Source organism: Elusimicrobiota bacterium (assembly GCA_026388155.1).
Lineage (GTDB): Bacteria > Elusimicrobiota > Elusimicrobia > Elusimicrobiales > UBA9959 > UBA9634.
In genome coordinates this window covers 1-5,477 of the sequence record JAPLKI010000008.1, presented here as the reverse complement: position 1 = coordinate 5,477, position 5,477 = coordinate 1, and the positions used below count along the sequence as shown (strand labels likewise).

3 protein-coding genes are annotated in these 5,477 nt (G+C 52.7%); all 3 read right to left on the bottom strand.

The window, feature by feature from the left end:
* Positions 1-1,079 (bottom strand): hypothetical protein (locus NTX59_03220; GenBank protein ID MCX5784678.1); only part of this gene is annotated, 1,079 nt, incomplete at its 3' end.
* Positions 1,080-1,200: 121 nt separating this feature from the next.
* A complete protein-coding gene (locus tag NTX59_03215; protein ID MCX5784677.1) occupies positions 1,201-4,458 on the bottom strand; it encodes a fused MFS/spermidine synthase in 3,258 nt (1,085 codons plus the stop codon).
* Between the two features lie 70 nt (positions 4,459-4,528).
* Positions 4,529-5,477, bottom strand: a 949-nt coding sequence (locus tag NTX59_03210) for a tetratricopeptide repeat protein (GenBank protein ID MCX5784676.1), incomplete at its 5' end; no start/stop codon positions are given.

Genomic DNA, 5,477 nt, shown 5'->3' with positions numbered 1-5,477 from the left:
CCGTTGCCGGAGGCGCCCGCAAGCGGTTTCGCCTCCCCGCCTTTTCCGCCGTTGAACGGGATCCGGTAGAGGTCGAACAGGAAAGTCTTCCCCTCTTTGAGAAATTCCGCGGCGTCTTTATCGCTCAGCAGCACCTTATTGCTGCTGATGTCCTTTTTCAGGCGGTACGCTTTGTTCCTGGCAAAAACAATGTACTTGCCATCCGGGCTCCAGGACGGGTTGCTCTGCACAAATTCTTTGTTGTCGGCGCCCGGCAGCGCCTGAAATGTTTTTGTCTCCCGGTCATAAAAGGCCAATATGCCTTTAAGCGGAAAAAAGAGCTGGCTGAAATAGAGTTCAGGCTTCGGCACGAATACCGAGCGGTCTTTCACCGTGCTTATCACATACCTGCCGTCAGGCGATACCTGGGAAAGCAGGCCGAAGGTTTGTTCGTGGTCCTCTTTTTTATAAGCGGTCCATGTTATGATCTTCTCTTTGTTCAGGACGGTCTCTTTCTCAATTTGCGTTATAACGTATGAACCCTTGTCGCTGGCATAATCCACGTCCATGCCCAGAATACTGCCGTCAGCGGAAAAAGAGTGGCAATTGCCGCAGACCGGCAGTCCTTCCAGCACGACCGGGGGTTGTTTTTTCGAGGATATTTCCCCGAAACGCCACCTGATGAGCGAAGGATCCTTCACGGCTTCGCTGAAGGGCAGGTTCACTTCGCGGTAAAAGAGCGGCGCGCCGACCGCGTCTTTAGAAGTGCCGATAGTTATACTTGCCGAAGAAAGGATCTTTTTCGGGGCGGCTTTGTTCAGGCCGATAATAGTAACGACCGCGCTCTTTTCTGATGAGCGGCGCTTGATAGTTTCCCATTGTCCGTCCTGGGGTGTCGTCGGCGCGATTTCCGGGGGAAAAAGCGTCTTATTCAACGGATAGCCGATAGTCAGCTCGCCGTATTTTGCTTTTTCATCATAGGCCGCCAGAATATCATCTATCCTTAGAACGGATTTAAGCAAAGTGACCAGCAATGCTATCAATACGCACGCGGCAACAGCAGCGATCATGATCACTTTCCGGCTGAATATTTTACGCATTATATACTCCTTGAAATGGCATTCGTGGTTTTGATAATAGCCGTTAAAGGCGGCGAGATCTTTCGCGCGCCTAAGATTTTAAATTTCATATGACCATATTCATCTATCGTTCGCTCTAAATTCATTGTTTTTGTGGTTGCTGGTCTCTCTTCTGCTGCAGTATTTGATCCAAGGCTTTGCGCACAGGCGGGTCGTTTGGATTTAATGTTAATGCCTTAGTAAGATGAATAATGGCTTCGTCAAGGTTGCCCAATCGTTTCAAACTCCATCCCAGGTTGATATGCGCCTGCACATAACCCGGGTTTAACCTGAGAGCCTCGGTAAGCGGTATGATGGCTTTCTCAAATTCACCCTGCGCCATCAGGGCGCATCCCATATTATTATACGCCTCAACATACTTTGGATTTAATCTTATTGCTTCTTTAATGTGGAAGATAGCTTTCTCATACATTTCCTGTGTGTTTTGCGCCTTTATTCCTATAGCGCCTGCACTGGGCCGGGCTTGCCCGTTAGCGCGCAAGAGGGATTTAGCCAACATGGCCTGCTTTATTAAAGTAAGCCCTAACTCATTGTGCGGTTCATAAGTATCGGGGGCAAGTCTGAGCGCTTCGGTAAGCTGTATGACAGCCTCCTCTAATTTATCTTGTTTTTCTAATGCAGCCCCTCTTACATAATGCGCGTAGGCGTTATCAGGGTTTATAGCCAGGGCACTGAGAGCTTCTTTCACCGCGCTGTTATAATCCCCCGATATCAGTAATTGGTTGGCGGCTCTTGCGGAAGACATGTCATCTCCGGATGTGCCGGACAGGTCCTTTACCTCAGGATTATCCGGAAAGCGTTTTATCGCTTCATCGGCCAGGCGTGCCGCTCCCCGGAGGTCCCCGGCCTGATTTCTGATGATCGAGCCCAGGGCCAGGCTGAGCGCGGATTCATTCCGGAGTATTTTGCCGCTGTCCTCACGCGTCAGGTTTCGCATCAGAGGGAGAACGGATCTTTTGAGGCCCTGCATTGCCGCGGCATTCCCGGGCCACGAATTAGTTGTGTTTATCAAAGGAAGATGGTATTCAATGAGCGGCAGGTCATCGGTATTGATATGGGCGGCTTGCCGCGCGAACGCGTCAAGCGCCTCACCGTCGGCAATGAAGTAGCTGACTAAAACAGCCGGATCGTCAAGGCCGACCCCGGCCAGATCGGCGCGCGTCCGCTCCGCTTTGGCCTTCCGGCAGAGCTCCCGGTAATCGACGGATAAGGGCGCCTTTTTAGACGCGACGAGCAGGAAATGCTGGAATCCCCTCGACCACCACAAACCCGCATACGGAAAAACCTGACGCACAGTTTTGACGATCATCTGCAGGTAGGAAACCGGGACGAAGCCGGAATGTATCCACTCCACCATCATGCCGTTATCCTCAAGGCGCTGAAAGCAGAGCTTGTAAAACTCCTTTGTGTAAAGGCTTCCGGACCCGGCCGTTTGCGGCCAGAGCAGATCGACGGAAATTACGCTGTAACTGGACTTTGTCGTTAACAGAAAATTACGGCCATCGTTGACGATGACGGAGCCGCGGGGATCGGCAAGGACATTATGATTCACTTCGGCGAACAACGGCGCGTCATCCATAATGGTACGGCTGAGTTCCGCTATGTCGATTTTTTTCGCTTCCTCGTAGGTACTGACCGCGTAGGACGTGCCGCCGCCGCCGAACCCCACCACAAAGACCTTCCGCGGATCCGGATGCAGCAGCATGGGCAGATGCCCGAGCGATTTCTGGCTTGTTAAGAACCCCAGGCTCGTACCCGCAATGGGAAGGTCATCGACCATAAGACGGCGCTCAGCGGGGCTGCGCACCGCCATGACGGTCCCGTACATGGTTTCATCGTACTTGATAAGGTTTCCCCGCGCCCCCAGCATTGATTCGTGGATGCCGCGTATGACATTACGCGGAACGAAGACGATGCCCGCAACAGCGGCCAAAAGCACGGCCGCGACACCGGCCGTTTTCGCAAAACGGCGATCCGCCGGTTCAGCCATAAGAAGCGCTGCGCCGGCAGCGCTGTTCATCATGACCAAAAATAACATGGTCTTCTCGATCCCGAGATACGGCACAAAAACAAATCCGGCTACCGCCGAACCCGCGATGCATGCCAGGGTGTTCCACGTGTACAGAACGCTGATGCTGCGGGCGATAGTGCTGATGCTAGTCGTATACAAGCGGCCGGCTAAAGGGAACGACGCTCCCATGAGAAACGTCGGCAGAAGCAGCAATGTCAGGGCTTTGAGGAACATAAAAAAAAGGTGCGGATTATTCGGAAAGGGACTTACATATATAAGGAAAAACCCGCGCTGATACCCGAAAAGATAGATGAGCGTGAGCATGTAGAGCCCGATGGCAGCCTGGAGGAAGCCGAACCATTTGAAAAGCCCGGTCATGCGATCGACAAAACGGGAAAAAACCAGGCTCCCCGACGCCATTCCTAAAAGAAAACAGGTCAGCATCGCGCTGAAAGCATAAACGGAATTGCCCAGATATAAAACAAGAATGCGCGTCCAGACGACCTCGTAGCCCATGGCCGCAAAGCCCGAAACCGCAAAAGCCCCCACAACAAGAAAATGCCGTATCGGTGCGGCGGTATTATGGGCTGCTTCAGGGGCAATAAGCGGGCGGCTATCTCCCCCGTACCCGATACGCGTGTTCCGCATAAGCCAGGCGGCGGCCCCCACGGCAAGATTGACGGCCGCCGCGAGCAGGACTGTCAGGGACATCCCCGCCGTGCCGATAAGCAGAAATCCCGCCGCAAAGCAGCCGGCGGCGGCCCCGAACGTATTGACGGCATACAGCATCCCCACCGAAAGGCCGACCACCGACTCGCGGTTGACGATGAACCTGCTCAGCACCGGAAGCGTGGCGCCCATGAGCGTGGCCGGTATGCCCAGAAGAACGAACGCGAACAGGTATTGCATTAAGGAAAGCATGGGCGGATTTGCGGCGGACAGGTGGTAGAGCCAGACATACAGCGGGCCGGTCTGGTTAAGCAGCAGCGTCACGCAGAAACCCGAAAGCCCGACGCCGATCTCCAGAAGAGCGTAAACACGCAGGGGGTCTTTTCGGGAATCGATGAAGCGCCCCGCGCAGAAGCTGCCTAACGCCAATCCTCCCATGAACATTGAAAGGACCGTGCTGACGGCATATACCGTATTGCCTAAAATAATGGTCAGGAGCCTTGTCCATACGACCTCGTAAATAAGCCCGCTGATGCCGGAGAAAAAAAAGAGCAGGAAAATGGCTATACGGACGCTTCCCTGAAAACTTTCCTTCAGGCGCGGGTCCTCTGTTCCCTGTGCAGCCGAAACGGCTTTATATCCCGATTTTTTTCCGCTCAATGCCCCCCCCTTCGTATAAAACCGTCCAAGTTCATTTTTTTCTTTGTTCCTTGATCAAGTTCTAAGTTCATTATTGTTGCGGGTTCTGGTCTCTCTTTTGCCGCAGCGCCTGATTCAAACCTTCACGCGCCTCCGGGTAGCTCGGATTTAACATTAACGCTTTATTAAAATGAATAATGGCTTCGTCAAGGTTGCCTAATGCTTTTAACGTCCATCCCAGGTTATTGTGCGCTTGCGCATAATCCGGATTTAATCTGAGCGCCTCGGTAAGCGGCGGGACGGCTTTTTTAAATTCACCCTGCGCCTTCAGGGTTAATCCCCAATTATTATACGCATCAGCGCAATTTGGATTTAATCTGATCGCTTCCTTAAGATGGAAGACAGCTTCCTTATACATAGCCGCGTTTTGCGCCTTTATTTTTACAGAATCCGGCACAGGCCCCAATTGCTCTTTAGTGCGAATAAGATTTTCGGCTTGCATGGCCCGCATCGCTAAAGCGACCCCCAGCTCATTATGCGCCACAAAATCATCAGGGTTTATTTTAACCGCTTCGGCAAGTTGTATGACAGCTTCCTCCAACTTATTCTGTTGTTCTAACGCTTCCCCCATCTTAAGGTGCGCGTAGGCGTTATCAGGGTTTATAGACAGGGCCTTGAGCGCTGCCTGCGCAGCACTGTCATAATCACCTGAGAAAATGAATTGGTTAGAGGCTCTTGAGAAAGATGTGTCATCGACGAATTGTTCATGAATTATTTTTAGCGCGCCGGACCTGACATTAACGAATTCCGGTATATTGGCTGCCCGGTCCGGCGAGGTTAACCGCTCCAGAAGGACGGGGGGCGTATCGTTTCCCTGTTCGTCAATATGGGTGAGGAAAAGCTGCGTGTACGGGCCGTTGGCCTTGGAAGAGAACACCAGCCATTTCCCGTTGGGCGACCAGCTGTGCCAGGAATTCATAAGCGCCCTGTTGCATTGCATCTTTCTGGCCCCGCCTCCGCCCGCGGGCATAATGTAGAGC